Genomic DNA, 14,602 nt, shown 5'->3' with positions numbered 1-14,602 from the left:
AACTAAACCTCCTTAACATGTTCCTTTTCTTGCTGAACTTGATCTTCTAACTCAACAAACGATGTATCAGACAACGCTTTATTAAGCTCATTTCTTAATCCATACCAGTTTTTATTTGTATGACCTGCTAACCAAATTTCATTGTCAATTCGTTGAATCCACAAGCGACGATGGTTCCAATACATTCCTTGAATAACACCAATCATAAAGATTGCACCACCAACACCTAAAATCCATAATGTTAGGTCCTTTCGTACCGTTAATCCCGTTACATTCTTCGTTTCGACACCTGCGAATGCCATTTTATACTCATTATCACCAAGCGGCTCAAGATTCTCACGAATAGCAACAAAAGCAACTTCTCCTTCTGGCTTCGTTGGACTTACCATTTTAAAAACAAACGCAGGATTGTTAGGTATTCTCGTTTTCGTATTTGGATTACCGTCACTATCAAAATAAAAATCTGGAAAATAGCTTGCTAGCTCAACTCGATATCCATTTCCTAGGTCATAATTTTTTTGAGGATTGTGCAAATCTACCTTTAAGCTTCCAAATGATTCGTTTGACTCTTTATTAACTAAATTAAAAGACATCGCACTAAACTCATTCAATTTATAATCTACTTGATATAACGCATATTTTTCGTGTTTAAGAGGTTGATTGACTCGAATCTCGTAATCTTTTATTTTTTCAAGTTCTGGTTCCGCCCCATGTACAATTTCACCCTTGCGCTCGTAAAGTGTTACGTCAGCTTGGTAATTTTTCACAACGGAGCCGTCCCCTACTCGGTCAATCGCATCTTGAAACACATCTTTTGATTCATTCTTATTATACATTTCTACGGCAAACCGATCATTCTTCAGATAGTATTGACCATCTGTTCCTGGTACGACTTTCGTTTCTCCTTCTCGAAGCCATAGCACTTCATCAACATACAAACCAGGTACAAAACGCAACATCGCACCAATTAAAAAGATAATAAGACCAATGTGATTCACATAAGGGCCCCATCTAGAGAACCGACCTTTTTCCGCAAGAATGTTACCGTTTTCTTCAAAGATGTGATAACGCCTCTTTTTTAGTGCAGCCTTCACCTTGTTATAATCGTCCTCTGTCCAATCCTTCGTAATACTGACAAGACGTTGACGTTTTAAGAAATTGGGGTGCTTTTTAGGGTTTTGTTGTTTCAATGCTCGGTGTAGAGGGATAACTCGATCTAAGCTACAAATAACAAGCGAAATCCCAATGGATGCAATTAATATCATGTACCACCAAGAACCATATAAATCATGAAATCCTAATTCATAGTAAAGCTGACCTGTCCATCCATACTCATTGGCATAGTGTTCACTTGCAGACACTGTAGGAGGTATGTACATTTCTTGTGGATAAATCGTCCCTAATGCTGATGCAATAAGTGTAATGACAATGAGCCATACACCTACCTTTACGGACGAAAAGAAATTCCATATCTTATCAATAATTGTTTTATTATACGTTTGTGATCGTCTTGCACTTCCTTCATATCGCATGTCTAACAAATTTTTAGACGACACATCTTCTACGGGCTTTCCACACGACTCACATAAAATGGTACCGTGTGGATTTACATGACCACATTCACATTTTACCTGTTTCATTGCCAAAACTCCCTACGGTTTGATCATTTCCATATACTCGTTAATCTTCTTTTCATCTAGTCCTCCGATAAATACGTCTACTACTTTTCCATCTGGATCGATTAAAAAGGTTGTCGGCAATGGACCTACCCCATAGGCATGTAACACTTGTGACCCACGGTCAATAACGATGGGAAACGATAACTTATATCGATCAGCAAATTGCTGCACAGCTACATTCGTTTCATCAACATTAACAGCTAATATTTCAACACCTTGATCTTTATAAAGGTGATACTGCTGTTCCATGACGGGCATTTCTCTTTCACATGGCTTACACCACGTTCCCCAAAAGTTTAAAAAGACCCCTTTTCCCTTATAGTCAGATAGCTGATGTTGTTGTCCCTGTAGGTCTGTTAGTACAAAATCTGGAGCTTGATCTCCATCAGCTACTTTTTGTTTATCAGTAAAGAAATTGACGTACAGCGTGTAGCCGAGCGCTGCTAATAGTACGGATAAAATGACGCTTCTCATGAGCAAACGCTTATTTTTCATATTTTCAACCTCGCTAAAACGTTCTCAAAATTTTTTCGTACCAATTATATCATTTTTTTACTATACAAATGTTGAAAATATTATGAAGGTTATGTGACACAAACTGGTAATGTATCATTTACCAGTTTGTGCCATTGAATATAATTGTTTCACTTCATGTGATGATAGCTCGCGCGCTTCACCTGCATTAAGACCTCGTAAATCAAGGAAGGCATAACGTTCGCGCTTCAGCTTCACAACAGGATGACCAATCGCTTCTAACATACGACGTATTTGACGGTTCTTTCCTTCGTGAATCACTAACTCAACAATTGCTGTTTGTTTGCGTTTATCAATAGATAAAACTTTTACTTTTGCTGGCGCTGTCTTACCATCTTCAAGGACAATTCCTTTTTGAAGCTGCTTAATTTTTTCACGTAAAGGAATACCTTTTACTTTTGCAACATACGTTTTCTCAATTTGATACTTTGGATGCATGACTAAATTGGCGAATTCTCCATCATTGGTTAGTAGGATAAGTCCAGATGTATCATAATCTAATCGACCAATTGGATAAATTCGTTCTGGTGTATGAGGAAAGAAATCAACAACTGTTTTTCGTCCTTTTTCATCATTAGCTGCCGAAATAACACCACGTGGTTTATATAATAAGAAATAGACCGGTTCTTCACGCTCAAGAGGCACACCGTCCACTTCAATTTTATCTTGGTTCCCTACTTTTGTTCCAAGTTCCTTTGTTACTGTTCCATTTACTCTTACTCGACCTTGCATAATTAATTCTTCTGCTTTTCTTCTTGATGCCACTCCTGCGTGTGCAATTACTTTTTGTAATCGTTCCATTTGTACTTCACCTCTTGTAACATCTTACTTCTTTACTATCGATTACACAAGTGTCTCATAAATGAAAAAAGCATTACCTTTTTAGGTAATGCTTTAAATTGAATATTCAATTATTTTCAACCGTAAATTTCACATTGTACCAAAAATAAGAGTAACAATAACAATTGAGGCGACTACTCCAACAAAGTCAGCTAAAAGCCCCACCTTTACTGCATCTCCCATTTTTTTAATTCCAATTGCTCCAAAATAAACCGTTAAAATATAAAAAGTCGTATCTGTACTTCCTTGCATAGTCGAGGCCAATCGCCCAATAAAAGAATCTGGACCATACGTAGAAATTAAATCTGTTGTAATACCTAAAGCCGCTGTTCCTGATATAGGACGAATAAGAGCTAATGGAACAATTTCTGCTGGTACCCCAATGGCTTCTAATGCCGGACGCATTAATGATAGAAAAAATTCAAGCGCACCTGATGCTCGAAAAATAGCAATAGCAACTAACATTCCTACTAAATAAGGAATAATGGAGATCGCAATGTGGATCCCTTCTTTGCCGCCTTCGACAAACGATTCGTATGTGGGTACTTTTTTATATGTTCCATACAATAAAATAACCCCTATTATGAGCGGAATTAACAATAATGATAGTTGGTTAATAACACTCATCTACGCTTCCCTCCTTTTTGCATTCTTCGATAATGAAAGTAACGATCAAAAAGAATGGCACCAAGCGTAGAACAAATAGTAGCCAACAGTGTAGTTCCAACAATCTCTGCTGGATTAGCCGAATCATACGTAATTCTAAGAGCAATAACAGTCGTTGGAATAATTGTTAAGCTAGATGTATTAATAGCTAACAGAGTAATCATAGAACGGCTGGCTTCGTCTTTGTCATGATTTAATTTCTTTAACTGCTCCATCGCTTTAATTCCTAAAGGGGTTGCAGCGTTTCCTAGCCCAAACAAGTTTGCCATCATATTTGATAAGATATATCCTATTGCCGGATGATCGTTTGGTACATCTGGAAATAACTTTGCAATAATTGGCCGAAATAATCTTGCTAGTTTATCAAGTAAACCTGCTTGCTGTGCAATGTTCATAATCCCTAACCAAAAGACAAGGATGCTAATCAAACCTATGCTAATTGTTACTGCTTCTCCTGCTCCTTGAAAAATAGCTTTATTTACCTCTTCTACTCGGCCGTTGATAACTGCAAATACTAACCCTATAATCGTTAGCATCATCCAAATGATATTAACCATTTGACCTTACCCCTAAGAATGAAAATATCATTCCTTTTATCTTATTCCAAAATCCGTTGCCACCTTCATCGGCACCCTTTTTATAATAAACAGAAACATGATCAATGACTTCACCGTTATGATACACATTTATTCTTCCCACTATATTCGGAGTGGAGGCATGGTCTCCCCAATTTTCACTAGGCTTTAAGAGCTTCGCCTCCAATTTAATACTAGACTTTTCATCTTCCTGCAACGGATACAATACATCTCGCTTTACATACAATTTATGTTTATAATATGGATCGTTACTCCCTTCAAACTCTCCTTCTTTTATCACTTTAGTCAGTTTATAAGACGAAAAAGCAGATTCATACATGGAGATATGATCGTTCCAGTCACTTGGAGCGTTTAACGTAACGGCGATTAAGTCTAAACCATCTTTTGAAGCAGTGGTCACAAGTGTCCTCTTTGCTCTTTTTGTATATCCTGTTTTTCCGCCTGTTGTATAAGGATAAAGATTGGTTAGTAATTTATTTTTGTTTTTCCATACCCGATCCCATTTCTCTTCAGGATGAGGCATTCGATAGAGTTTTGTGCCAGAGATTTCTTTATATATTTCATTTTGCATCGCATAACGAGTTAATAATGCCATATCATATGCCGTCGAATAATGATCTTCATGATCATCCAAACCATGCGGGTTTGCAAAGTGTGTATTGACCATGCCTAATTCTTCGGCTTTTTGATTCATCAAATATACAAACCCCTCTAGGCTACCACCTACCTCTTCAGCAATGGCTACAGCTGAGTCATTTCCTGAACGAAGCATAAGTCCATAGACAAGGTCTTTTAACTTAATTTTTTCACCATCAACTAAATATAATGAAGACCCTTCAACACCAATTGCATTTGGACTCACTTTGACAACCTGATCAATCTTTCCAGACTCAATTGCTAGAATAGCCGTCATTATTTTCGTGATGCTAGCAATCCTTTGCTTTTCATGCGGCGCTTTTTCATACAGAATTCGTCCTGAATGCTGCTCAATTAAAACTGCATTATGAGCACTTACACTATTTTCTGCAGATGGTTGATAAGGAGCTATATGGAAACACATACTAAGTAAAATTATGTAAACCATTATTTTATACATACGTTTCATTTCATCTCATCCCCGTCCCTTTGCCTGTTTGTACAAGTTTATGCTTGTCAGTGCAGGTTATGAATTGATTTTTTATAGATAATAGTCAAATGGTCATCGGCCCTATCTCAATCTCTTTTATCAAGCGAGAAAATATCCCTTTACTAGGAAATAAAGACTATTACATACCTGTTTTTTACTTTAAAGTTAAAATAAAGATAAAAGCAAGAAATTTTTTAGTTTACCCTCTTTCTTTTAAAAATAAACCTTTATTTATCTAAAAAAAGCTGACACTACAATAAGTGTCAGCTTTCTATGTAAACTATTTATTTAGAAATGTATCTTTTTACTGAGATTGTTTCATTTTCGTAATATAGTCTGTTTCATAAAACTGCAGTTCTTCGCGCATTAACTGAAAATCACTTTCTAAAGAAACCATCAATTTTGAGATAGACGTCGGTGGTACAAAACGATATTTAATGGAGTTACGTCCTGTATAAGCAGAGCGACTGTCTTCAAACCATAAATCATGCTTTGGATTAAAAAATTCTTCTATACATTGATGGTAAATACGATAAAGAGTTTTTTCAGCTGCAGCTTTGCGAAATGGTTCCGTATGAGTAATAACATGGCATGCATCTAGTCCTTCTTCACAAAAAACAGCAAGTCTTCTTAAACTCGATAACAGTAGTTTATATGTTTCTAAGTCTTCTTTTTGCTCATGCTGTAATGATGTAATAGTTGTGTTATTTAAGAATGCATTTAACGATTCTTTTGAAATTAAAAGCTTTTGCTCAACTAACTCTAACTGTGATTTAACCATCGTATTTCCCATTTTTATTCCCCCCAGCATGTTTGTTCTTTATAATGCGACTTTATTCGTTCATTTTTTACGCTTGAAAGTTTTGAAAAAACAAATCCGCTTCTTGTTCATTATTTTCAACTGCTAAGTCTTGTGGTAGTGGCGGTAAATCGTCAATAGTCTTTAATCCAAAGTGATTGAGAAATTCTTTTGTTGTACCGTACAAAATGGCTCGTCCTGCACCTTCGGCTCTTCCTACTTCTTTCACTAATGCTTTACCGACTAATGTTTGTAATGGACGCTCCGTTTTTACACCTCTAATCTCCTCAATTTCTGCTCTCGTAATAGGTTGGCGATAAGCCACGATGGCTAAGGTTTCAAGCGCAGCTTGAGATAATGACTGATTAATAGGCTCATCCATTAATTTCTTCACGTAATCAGAGATTTCCTTCTTTGTTGTTAGTTGATACACATTTGCTATTTCTGAAATATTTACTCCTCTGTCTTCATTCTCATACATGCTTTGCAATTCACGTAAGGTCGCTTGAATCTCTTCTTCATCTATCTCAAGCGTATCCTTCAGTTGCTTTATCGAAAGCCCTTCGTCTCCTGCGACAAACAAGAGGCCTTCAATAACTGCTTTCCAATTGCGCTTACTCATGACAACTCACTCTCTTCTTGATAGGATACATATAAATCTTCAAAATTACTTTTTTGTTCAACTATAATTTTATCGCCCTTCATTAACTCCAAAACCGCCAGGAAGGTCACAACAATATGATCTCGTTCATGATATGGGAATAACTGAAAGAAGTTCTTTCTTCCCTTATTACATTTTAATTCTGAGATAATTTCATCCATGCGCTTTTCAATGGGGATATCTTGTCGATTCACTTTTGCTCGAACTGGTTTTTGAAGTTGCTTTCGCTTCATTAACTTTTGGAAAGCACTCAACATATCATAAAATGTCACATCTAAGTCTTGTTTACTTTCCTGTTCTTCTTTTCGTAAAGATGTTAATACAGTAGGCGACTTTGTATAAACATGATTTCTATTTTCCTCTAATTGCTTTAGCTCTTGAGCAGCTTCTTTAAATTTTCGATATTCAATTAATTGCTTCATAAGCTCTTCACGAGGATCTTCTTCATCTTGCAATTCATCAAATTCATCTACCACTTCTTCTTCGTATTTTGGTAGAAGCATTTTACTCTTTATTTGTAGTAGTGTAGCAGCTACTACCAAATATTCACTTGCGACATCTAATTGAAGGTCTGTCATGGCATGAATGTACATCATATATTGCTCTGTAATTTGAGCAACAGGAATATCATATATATCAATTTCAAATCGATTAATTAAATGTAACAAAAGATCCAAAGGCCCTTCAAAAGCATCAACTTTTACACTATATTCCACGTTTATCTCACCAACACTTTACAATTCCAATTTTTATTGTTGTTCATATTAAACAAAAACTTCAGCACTCTCATTTGAAAATAAAGCCAAATTTTCTAAATGGATTTATATATCTTTCATTAGTATAGAGCATTATGTAACCATGTCCAATAATAATTTAAGGGAAAAAACATGAAAAAGAGGGCATTCGCCCAAACAAAAGCGGGTGTATGACATAGTATGAGAATGTAATTAAAAACAACCGTAATCTGAAGGAGGATTTTTTATGGGTGATAAAGCTTGTGGATATGGTAATGGATTTGCGTTAATCGTTGTATTATTTATTTTACTCATTATTGTCGGTTGCGCATGCTTATACTAATAATAACTAAAAGTGTTCAGTTACACCTGAACACTTTTCTCATTTATGATAGACTACATATAACATTAAGGTTAGAAAGGAACGATAAACATGTATCCTCAAGCCTATATTGATTACCTTGTTCACTTTCATGGAGACCGTGATTATTTTGAATGCCATGAAATACTTGAAGAGCATTGGAAAGAAGATGAAGCGAAAAAGCGAAAGCGCATCTGGGTAGGTCTGATTCAAATAGCCGTTAGTTTATATCACCAACGTCGTAAAAATAACCGTGGTGCTTATCGCATGCTTAAAAGTGCTATCTTCATTCTAGAACAAGAGCATGAAGATTTATCGAAGCTTGGTCTTGATACTGATGCATTATTCCTTCTTTTAAAGGAGCGTTTATCTTCAATAAAAAAGGAACAACCGTATGAGAGCTTATTTTTACCGATTTCTGATCAGCATCTTTTAACTTCTTGTATGCATCGCAGTAAACAAAAAAACATCCTTTGGTGGTCGAATTCAGACCTAACAAACACCTTTATCATTAACCGTCATACTCTTAGAGATCGCAGTGATGTGGTTGCCGAGCGACAAATGAAATTAGTGGAAAAACAAAACAACAGGCTTTGCTAAAAAATTTAGCATCAAGCCTGTTGTTTATTTCTCATCTTCTTCACATTTTTCAAAGAATGGTGCTACTAGTTCACTCGGACGCACTTCAGCATTTTTATACATGTCTCGAATAGCTTTAACCATAAGCTTTCCAATCCCTTGATGACGGTGTGAAGGATTTACACTCACATGTTGAATTTCTACCAATGCTTTATCAACAGCTGTAATCCCTATAATTCCTATAATATCTTCTTCATGCTTCCACAAATACAATTGCCAGTGATCATTTTGCTCATATTCTTTAATCGTTTGTTGCAGCTTTTTTAAATCTTTTTCGTCCGGCATAAATGAAAGAAGGCCCATGGCAATCTTTTCATAATTTCTTTTGTAGCGTATAAGCATAAATTTCTCCCTTGTTATACAAACTTTCCCACAATTCAAGTGATTTATATTCGGCTATTTTTCATGAAGTAACTTAACGTAACTTTTAATACATTCATCATACAAAATTTGTTTCTTAATATCAACATATGTACTAAAAGCTATACATCTCTTTACTCAAGCAATAAACATCCAATAAATGAAGCCCCAAATAAAACTTAATCCTAACAAAATAAAAAATAAAATCCAATTACTTTTTTGCAAGAGTAACACCCCTCTACTCCTTCTGTAATAGAAAAGGAGATGTCTCATCAATAAAAAGCAAGAAAAGGAAACAAACGTTGCTGAAAGGCCCGTCCACTTCCTCCTTTTATCTTGCTGGATTCGTATGGCAGGGCCTTATCAGTTAAGAAACTAAAAAAGATGAAAAAACATTTTTTCGTTTCTTTTTATACGTTAATTACTCTTCCCAAACTTTAACTTCTTTCATTACATCGCCATTTCTCATTTTTAATACTGTTTCCATACCTTCAGTTACTTGACCAAATACAGTATGAACACCATTCAAATGTGGCTGAGGCTCGTGAACGATAAAGAATTGGCTACCACCCGTATCTTTTCCAGCATGAGCCATTGATAGAGAACCTGCCACATGCTTGTGAGGGTTTCCTTCTGTTTCACATTTAATTGTGTAACCAGGTCCGCCTGTTCCCATTCCATTTGGGCAACCACCTTGCGATACAAATCCAGGAATAACACGATGAAAAGTTAATCCATTGTAGAAACCTTCGTTTGCTAACTTTTCAAAGTTCTCAACCGTTCCAGGTGCTTCACTCTGATATAAATCAATTAAGATCTTTTCGCCATTTTCCATTAAAATACTTGCTTTTTTCATAAAATATAACCTCCAATGTATGTACTAAATTACAAAATACTTCATTTATTCTACTATAACTGATACTGTAAATTCAATCTGACAATTTTATTGAAACTTTTTTTACACTTATTCGTCTAATACATATGGACAACATGAACCTATGCTAAAAGGGAATATTGTACTATAATACGTTTGATGTCCATGTAAAAGGAGGATTCATCAATGAAATTTAAGTTTAAATCTATCATTCTAGCGCTAAGTATATTGACTCTTATTATCTCCCCAACTATCAGTCTAGCTGATGCGGCTGAAGGAGATGTCATTATTACGCTAGGAGAAAATTTAACCGCGGAGCAAAGAGAGAAAGTATTAAATGAACTAAATGCTCCTAAGGAAGCACAAATTATTACCGTTTCAAATAAAGAGGAACATGATTATTTAGGAGAATATATCCCAAAAGCACAAATTGGTACTCGAGCTATTTCATCATCGAGTGTAACGTTAGGTGCGAAGGATTCTGGTGTTAGTGTATCAACAAATAACATCCAGTGGGTTACAGATGACATGTATATTAATGCTTTAATGACCGCTGGTGTAAAAGATGCTGCAATTGAGATTACATCTCCTGTTCCTGTATCAGGAACAGCAGCTTTAACGGGAATTATTAAAGCATACGAAATTCAGACCGACCAAGTAATTCCAGAAGATGTAAAAAAAGTAGCCAATGAAGAAATGGTTCAAACCGCTAAACTCAGCGATAAAGTTGGTGCTGAAAAAGCAGCAGAACTGATGACACGTGTCAAAGAAGAAATAGCAAAAAATGAACCACAAACTGAAGAAGATTTACGAGCTCTGATTGAGCGTATCGCAAAAGAATTAGGCATTACGTTAACAGATGCTGAATTAGATGCACTTGTTGACTTCTTTAATAAGTTAAAATCGATGAATATTGATTGGAATCAAGTAAAAGATCAATTAGCTATTACAAAAGATAAAGTAGCAACCTATCTTCAATCTGAAGAAGGACAGTCCTTTCTTCAAAAATTGAAAGACTTCCTTCAAAGCTTACTTGATGCCATTCGCTCAATCTTTGGCTCATAATAAAAAATGCATCTTCAAAGAACATGACGGCTCTTTGAAGATGCACTCTCGTAAAGAGGACCGTTATGAAAAACGAATCATACAGAGCGTTTTCATGGACGGTCCTCTTTACTTCAAATAGAAAAAGAATGGTTTTGAATATTTCTAAAAGAATCTATTATTTTTTCACAGGGATTTGGTAACGCAAATCATTTTTAATAATGTCTTCATACGTTTCACGTTTAACTACTAGCTGAGCTTCTCCATCTTCAACAAATACGACCGCCGGCTTTGTCAAACGATTATAATGACTAGCCATTGAATATCCATAAGCTCCTGTACAGAAAACCGCTAATAAATCTCCTGGTTTGGCTGTTGGCAACGATAAATCCCAAATCAACATGTCACCTGATTCACAACACTTTCCGGCAATGGATACCACTTCATCAGCTTGATCATTTAGTCGGTTAGCTAAAGCAGCTTCATATTTTGCTTGATATAAAGCTGGGCGTATATTATCGTTCATTCCACCATCTATCGCTATATATTCACGAATATTCGGAACATGTTTTCGAGACCCAATTGAATAAAGCGTTGTACCAGCATCCCCTACTAATGAACGACCTGGCTCAATCCAAATCTCTGGCATTTCTACATCAAGCTCTGCAACTTGCTTTTTCACTTCATCAATAATAACTTCTACATATTGACCAACAGGAATAGGTGTATCTTCACTTGTATAGCGAATTCCAAACCCGCCACCTAGATTTAGCACCTCTGGTGTATAATTCAATGCTTTTTTCCATTCACTCATTTTTGCAAACAACTTCTGGGTAGCCATAACAAAACCTGTAGTTTCAAAGATTTGAGATCCAATATGACAGTGGATACCTAATAGATTCAAACCTGCGAAATCTAATGCCTGTTGAACCGCTTTATCCGCTTGACCATTTTGTAAATCAAATCCAAATTTTGAATCTTCTTGTCCTGTTAAAATATAATCGTGTGTATGTGCTTCGATACCAGGTGTTAAACGAAGTAAAATGGGAGTTTCCTTTTTATATGACTCACTAATTTCATTTAGTAAGTGAAGCTCATAGAAATTATCAACCACGATACAGCCAATGTTGGCTTCAATGGCCATTTCTAACTCGTGGCGGCTTTTATTATTTCCGTGAAAATGAATACGCTCAACTGGAAAACCTGCTGAAAGAGCTGTATAAAGTTCCCCACCTGATACAACATCTAATGACAAGCCTTCATCTTGAACAAGCTGCACCATTGCAATAGTAGAAAAAGCTTTGCTTGCATAAGCAACTTGAGCTTTAACATTTTGCTTATCAAATACTTCTTTAAACTCACGTGCACGTTGACGAATTAGCTCCACGTCGTAGACATATAAGGGCGTACCAAATTCATTTGCCAAATCTACCGTATCGACATTGCCGATTTCGAGATGCCCTTTGTCATTTACTCTACTCGTTCCATGTAAAAACATTGTTCTACCTCGTTCCCTTTATTTAATGGTGTAAAAAAGACAGCTAGCAGCTCATCGCTGATAACTGTCTAGAATTTATCACTTTACTTAATTAAAACAAATCTATCACAACTCTTAAGGCGTTGCAACCACATTCTTACATCATTGTTTTGCAGGCTGACGTTCTTTATTTTGTGGGTGAACAATACTTGGACGAGAAGCTGATCCCGGAACAGATGTACGAATAAGAATTTGCCACATTGCTTTAGGATTAAATGGAATAAACGGCCATAAATATGGTGTATTTAACGACTTTATTCTTGCTAAGAATAGAATGTATAGTGTAATAATGATGATAAAACCTGGCGTGTGGAAAAGTGCCACTCCAATTAGTAAGATTAATCGAACCATTTTATGCGCAATTGCTAATTCATAACTTGGGGTTGCAAATGAACCAATGGCGGCAATGGCTACGTACAAAATAACTTCAGGAACAAACAATCCTACATCAATTGCAATTTGGCCAATTAACGCGGCGGCGATAAGACCCATTGCTGTAGCTAATGGGGTTGGCGTATGAATGGCGGCCATCCTTAAAAACTCAATCCCTATATCTGCCAAGAAAATTTGAACAACTGTTGGAATGTTTGTTTGTTCATTTGGCCCAATAAACTGAAGGTTTGAAGGCAATAGCTGTGGCTCTAAAACAAACAGCAACCATAATGGTAGCAAAAATACTGATGCCATAATTCCCAAGAAGCGAATCCATCTAATGAATGTCCCGATAGATGGTGCTTGCCTATACTCTTCTGCATGTTGTACATGGTGAAAGAATGTCGTTGGTGTAATAATGACACTTGGTGATGTATCCGTAATAATGATAACATGACCTTCTAATAGGTGTGTTGCTGCAGTATCAGGACGCTCTGTGTATCTCACTAATGGAAAGGGGTTAAATCCTTGCTTTACCATAAACTCTTCTATTGATTTATCAGCCATAGGAAGTCCATCAATTTTAATAGACGTAATTTCATTCGTTACTAGCTCAACAAGACCTGGATCTGCAATACCATCAATGTACCCGATCGCAACATCCATCTTTGAGCGCTCTCCTACTTTATGAATTTCAAAACGTAGTCTTCCATCACGAATTCGACGACGAGTTAAAGCTGTATTGATAATAATATTTTCCGTATATCCATCTCGGGCCCCACGAATAACTTTTTCTGTATCCGCTTCCTGTGGCTGTCTTCCAGGATACATACGGACATCCACTTCAAATCCTTCTTCTTCTCCATCTACAATCACGAAAATAAGGCCGGATAAAATTGTATCCATTCCCTCATCAAGCGTTTTAAGCGGCTTTACTTGCTGGTGAATTAAACGATTTTCAACAATGCTTTTTAACTTTGCTTTTTCAACTTCATTATCATTAATTTGAACAAGTACTTTTGCGATCTCAATAATATATGCGCTATCACAAAGGCCCGTTACGTAGTACATATGTACTTCTCGATCTAAAATAAGTAATTTTCTAACTCCAACATCAAAGCTTGTAATCATACTAGCATTTTCAATAAACCAATCATCGTTTTGCTTAATTTTCGGAAAGATATTTGTTTTCTTTTTTTCATTTGTCGTCATAAAATCCACTCCTTTCTAAAATAAGTTGGGCTGCTTTTTCGGTAATAGGACAACCGTATTTCGGATGATCTTTACGAGCCATTTTCCCAATATCACCTACACCTACAATAACAGGGACATCCAATTCATCTAAACAATAAACGGTGTCACCATTTATTCTTCCAATTTCTAGCTCTTGAATACCACTTTTATCTACACCATGCTCCGTTAGCTCACCGAAGCGGTCTATACTCACATCCACTTTTGTCCATTCATTTTGATGTGTCTTTGATGCTACAGCAATGACACCTAGCACAAAGATTTGAGGATGTTTTGCTACATACATCAATGCTTGTTCACCAGGGCCTTCTCCTAAAAAGCCACTATCATCAAACATTACAAAAACGGGGTCATGTGGGGTTTCTAAAATAAAATTCAAGATTTGCTCCCCTGTTAGTCTCGTAGGGTTACCTTGAGATCTTGAGATACAGCGTCCTCCAACTTTTTTAGCAACATATTCAATTGCTTTCCTTGCATATTCATCCCCATCTGTTACGATAATGACCCGTCTTTTTTCCATATACATTCA

General features: G+C 36.2%; 17 protein-coding genes. 3 read left to right on the top strand and 14 right to left on the bottom strand.

From position 1 onward, the window contains the following. Positions 1 to 2: 2 nt before the first annotated feature. The 9 genes from resB to JOC83_RS02520 form a co-directional block, all read right to left on the bottom strand. Complete coding sequence (gene resB / locus JOC83_RS02560; protein WP_205183309.1) at positions 3 to 1,640, bottom strand: cytochrome c biogenesis protein ResB; 1,638 nt, start codon at positions 1,638 to 1,640, stop codon at positions 3 to 5. A 12-nt stretch (positions 1,641 to 1,652) separates the two neighbouring features. After that, positions 1,653 to 2,174 (bottom strand): thiol-disulfide oxidoreductase ResA, encoded by a 522-nt coding sequence (gene resA, locus JOC83_RS02555; RefSeq protein ID WP_205183306.1) that lies wholly within the window; start codon positions 2,172 to 2,174, stop codon positions 1,653 to 1,655. A gap of 114 nt (positions 2,175 to 2,288) precedes the next feature. Next, positions 2,289 to 3,014, bottom strand: a complete 726-nt coding sequence (locus JOC83_RS02550) for a pseudouridine synthase (protein WP_205183303.1) — start codon at positions 3,012 to 3,014, stop codon at positions 2,289 to 2,291. Between the two features lie 129 nt (positions 3,015 to 3,143). Next, positions 3,144 to 3,680 carry a spore maturation protein gene (locus JOC83_RS02545; protein WP_205183300.1) on the bottom strand — a complete coding sequence of 179 codons (537 nt, stop codon included), beginning with the start codon at positions 3,678 to 3,680 and terminating at the stop codon, positions 3,144 to 3,146. Further along, positions 3,677 to 4,276 (bottom strand): nucleoside recognition domain-containing protein, encoded by a 600-nt coding sequence (locus JOC83_RS02540; protein WP_205183296.1) that lies wholly within the window; start codon positions 4,274 to 4,276, stop codon positions 3,677 to 3,679. The genes JOC83_RS02545 and JOC83_RS02540 overlap by 4 nt, the downstream gene beginning before the upstream one ends. Then, positions 4,269 to 5,420, bottom strand: coding sequence for a D-alanyl-D-alanine carboxypeptidase family protein (locus JOC83_RS02535; RefSeq protein ID WP_205183294.1), 1,152 nt, complete (start codon positions 5,418 to 5,420; stop codon positions 4,269 to 4,271). Before JOC83_RS02535 ends, JOC83_RS02540 begins: the two co-directional genes overlap by 8 nt. 325 nt (positions 5,421 to 5,745) lie before the next feature. Continuing rightward, the gene (locus JOC83_RS02530) at positions 5,746 to 6,234 is read right to left on the bottom strand and encodes a DUF3907 family protein (RefSeq protein ID WP_205183292.1); all 489 of its coding nucleotides are present in this window, start codon (positions 6,232 to 6,234) and stop codon (positions 5,746 to 5,748) included. 55 nt (positions 6,235 to 6,289) lie between these two features. Next, positions 6,290 to 6,862 (bottom strand): SMC-Scp complex subunit ScpB, encoded by a 573-nt coding sequence (gene scpB / locus JOC83_RS02525; RefSeq protein WP_205183290.1) that lies wholly within the window; start codon positions 6,860 to 6,862, stop codon positions 6,290 to 6,292. Next, complete coding sequence (locus tag JOC83_RS02520) at positions 6,859 to 7,617, bottom strand: segregation/condensation protein A (protein WP_205183288.1); 759 nt, start codon at positions 7,615 to 7,617, stop codon at positions 6,859 to 6,861. Before JOC83_RS02520 ends, scpB begins: the two co-directional genes overlap by 4 nt. 265 nt (positions 7,618 to 7,882) lie before the next feature. Here JOC83_RS02520 and JOC83_RS02515 point away from each other — a divergent pair, with 265 nt between their 5' ends. Both JOC83_RS02515 and JOC83_RS02510 read left to right on the top strand, forming a co-directional pair. Further along, the gene (locus JOC83_RS02515; RefSeq protein WP_205183286.1) at positions 7,883 to 7,978 is read left to right on the top strand and encodes a YjcZ family sporulation protein; all 96 of its coding nucleotides are present in this window, start codon (positions 7,883 to 7,885) and stop codon (positions 7,976 to 7,978) included. Positions 7,979 to 8,068: 90 nt separating this feature from the next. Beyond that, positions 8,069 to 8,596: a DUF309 domain-containing protein gene (locus JOC83_RS02510; protein WP_205183269.1), complete on the top strand. Its 528-nt coding sequence runs from the start codon at positions 8,069 to 8,071 to the stop codon at positions 8,594 to 8,596. 24 nt (positions 8,597 to 8,620) lie between these two features. Here JOC83_RS02510 and JOC83_RS02505 read toward each other — a convergent pair whose 3' ends face one another. Next, on the bottom strand, positions 8,621 to 8,977 hold the full coding sequence (locus tag JOC83_RS02505; protein ID WP_205183267.1) for a GNAT family N-acetyltransferase: 357 nt from the start codon (positions 8,975 to 8,977) through the stop codon (positions 8,621 to 8,623). Positions 8,978 to 9,416: 439 nt separating this feature from the next. Continuing rightward, positions 9,417 to 9,851, bottom strand: a complete 435-nt coding sequence (locus JOC83_RS02500; protein WP_205183265.1) for a peptidylprolyl isomerase — start codon at positions 9,849 to 9,851, stop codon at positions 9,417 to 9,419. A 204-nt stretch (positions 9,852 to 10,055) separates the two neighbouring features. Here JOC83_RS02500 and JOC83_RS02495 point away from each other — a divergent pair, with 204 nt between their 5' ends. Next, a complete protein-coding gene (locus JOC83_RS02495; protein WP_205183262.1) occupies positions 10,056 to 10,934 on the top strand; it encodes a DUF1002 domain-containing protein in 879 nt (292 codons plus the stop codon). A gap of 157 nt (positions 10,935 to 11,091) precedes the next feature. Here the strand turns inward: JOC83_RS02495 and lysA are convergent, their stop codons facing one another. The 3 genes from lysA to spoVAEA form a co-directional block, all read right to left on the bottom strand. Beyond that, on the bottom strand, positions 11,092 to 12,411 hold the full coding sequence (gene lysA / locus JOC83_RS02490; protein ID WP_205183259.1) for a diaminopimelate decarboxylase: 1,320 nt from the start codon (positions 12,409 to 12,411) through the stop codon (positions 11,092 to 11,094). A 141-nt stretch (positions 12,412 to 12,552) separates the two neighbouring features. Beyond that, positions 12,553 to 14,034, bottom strand: a complete 1,482-nt coding sequence (locus JOC83_RS02485; protein ID WP_205183256.1) for a spore germination protein — start codon at positions 14,032 to 14,034, stop codon at positions 12,553 to 12,555. Further along, positions 14,021 to 14,593, bottom strand: coding sequence for a stage V sporulation protein SpoVABEA (spoVAEA, locus tag JOC83_RS02480; protein ID WP_205183254.1), 573 nt, complete (start codon positions 14,591 to 14,593; stop codon positions 14,021 to 14,023). The genes JOC83_RS02485 and spoVAEA overlap by 14 nt, the downstream gene beginning before the upstream one ends. Positions 14,594 to 14,602 lie beyond the last annotated feature (9 nt).

Origin of the sequence: Priestia iocasae, assembly GCF_016909075.1 — a bacterium.
Classification (GTDB): domain Bacteria; phylum Bacillota; class Bacilli; order Bacillales; family Bacillaceae_H; genus Priestia; species Priestia iocasae.
This window is presented reverse-complemented; position numbering and strand designations above follow the sequence as displayed.

What these genes read in the sequence shown, in the direction of transcription:
- resB (WP_205183309.1), bottom strand. Translation starts at nt 1,640, where the DNA reads ATGAAACAGGTAAAATGTGAATGTGGTCATGTAAATCCACACGGTACC.
- resA (WP_205183306.1), bottom strand. Translation starts at nt 2,174, where the DNA reads ATGAAAAATAAGCGTTTGCTCATGAGAAGCGTCATTTTATCCGTACTA.
- JOC83_RS02550 (WP_205183303.1), bottom strand. Translation starts at nt 3,014, where the DNA reads ATGGAACGATTACAAAAAGTAATTGCACACGCAGGAGTGGCATCAAGA.
- JOC83_RS02545 (WP_205183300.1), bottom strand. Translation starts at nt 3,680, where the DNA reads ATGAGTGTTATTAACCAACTATCATTATTGTTAATTCCGCTCATAATA.
- JOC83_RS02540 (WP_205183296.1), bottom strand. Translation starts at nt 4,276, where the DNA reads ATGGTTAATATCATTTGGATGATGCTAACGATTATAGGGTTAGTATTT.
- JOC83_RS02535 (WP_205183294.1), bottom strand. Translation starts at nt 5,420, where the DNA reads ATGAAACGTATGTATAAAATAATGGTTTACATAATTTTACTTAGTATG.
- JOC83_RS02530 (WP_205183292.1), bottom strand. Translation starts at nt 6,234, where the DNA reads ATGGGAAATACGATGGTTAAATCACAGTTAGAGTTAGTTGAGCAAAAG.
- scpB (WP_205183290.1), bottom strand. Translation starts at nt 6,862, where the DNA reads ATGAGTAAGCGCAATTGGAAAGCAGTTATTGAAGGCCTCTTGTTTGTC.
- JOC83_RS02515 (WP_205183286.1), top strand. Translation starts at nt 7,883, where the DNA reads ATGGGTGATAAAGCTTGTGGATATGGTAATGGATTTGCGTTAATCGTT.
- JOC83_RS02510 (WP_205183269.1), top strand. Translation starts at nt 8,069, where the DNA reads ATGTATCCTCAAGCCTATATTGATTACCTTGTTCACTTTCATGGAGAC.
- JOC83_RS02505 (WP_205183267.1), bottom strand. Translation starts at nt 8,977, where the DNA reads ATGCTTATACGCTACAAAAGAAATTATGAAAAGATTGCCATGGGCCTT.
- JOC83_RS02500 (WP_205183265.1), bottom strand. Translation starts at nt 9,851, where the DNA reads ATGAAAAAAGCAAGTATTTTAATGGAAAATGGCGAAAAGATCTTAATT.
- JOC83_RS02495 (WP_205183262.1), top strand. Translation starts at nt 10,056, where the DNA reads ATGAAATTTAAGTTTAAATCTATCATTCTAGCGCTAAGTATATTGACT.
- lysA (WP_205183259.1), bottom strand. Translation starts at nt 12,411, where the DNA reads ATGTTTTTACATGGAACGAGTAGAGTAAATGACAAAGGGCATCTCGAA.
- JOC83_RS02485 (WP_205183256.1), bottom strand. Translation starts at nt 14,034, where the DNA reads ATGACGACAAATGAAAAAAAGAAAACAAATATCTTTCCGAAAATTAAG.
- spoVAEA (WP_205183254.1), bottom strand. Translation starts at nt 14,593, where the DNA reads ATGGAAAAAAGACGGGTCATTATCGTAACAGATGGGGATGAATATGCA.